The sequence below is a fragment of the Photorhabdus cinerea genome, assembly GCF_011189575.1.
Classification (GTDB): Bacteria; Pseudomonadota; Gammaproteobacteria; order Enterobacterales; family Enterobacteriaceae; genus Photorhabdus; species Photorhabdus cinerea.
In genome coordinates, this window is record NZ_PUJW01000144.1 from 1 (window position 1) to 537 (window position 537).

1 protein-coding gene and 1 pseudogene are annotated in these 537 nt (G+C 45.4%); both read left to right on the top strand.

All coding sequences use genetic code 11. The features are described from left to right. Window positions 1-214 (top strand): annotated as a pseudogene (locus C5469_RS24715) (Rha family transcriptional regulator); the annotation flags it as partial. Beyond that, window positions 192-407, top strand: a complete 216-nt coding sequence (locus tag C5469_RS24720; protein WP_166311044.1) for a hypothetical protein — start codon at window positions 192-194, stop codon at window positions 405-407. The pseudogene C5469_RS24715 and the gene C5469_RS24720, both read left to right, overlap by 23 nt. Window positions 408-537 lie beyond the last annotated feature (130 nt).

Sequence of the window (537 nt, forward strand, 5' to 3'; positions counted from 1 at the left end):
TACCATCCAGCAACTGCAAGACATGCTTGTTCTGGCAAAAAGGGCGTCTGATGAAGATTCATCTGATGCAGGTCGCAGACTAAGAAAGCGACAAGATGACCTGGTTACTCTCAATAAAGCTGAAAGGCTGATCAATGATATTGGTCAGATGGCTCTCGGGTTGGTTGGGGGAGGTGCAAAGGAGGTTGCACATGAACCACGAACAATTTATTGAGAAGAATATACAGGCCGAGTTAACCAGACTCGGCTTTTCTTCATCTATAGCAGGAATGGCAAGTGACAAGGCAGTCGATCACTATCGTCGCAGTTCGTCAGCGAGTCGGAAGGGCAAGATGTACGATGATTGTTTGCACATTGCTAAGGCGTGGGCGAGTAAATACAGCTCTGGTAAGCCGTCCCCAAAGTGACGGCCTCGGAAAAATCAATGAGATATCTATCAGAAACAGGAAAAATACAATGTTCAGATATAATTTAAAGCAAGCTGTCAAAATCAACATCAGCGGTGAAGTGGGTGAGATTAAAGGCCGGGCTGAATAT

Coding starts and splice junctions, on each gene's coding strand:
- C5469_RS24720 (WP_166311044.1), top strand. CDS start 192: ATGAACCACGAACAATTTATTGAGAAGAATATACAGGCCGAGTTAACC.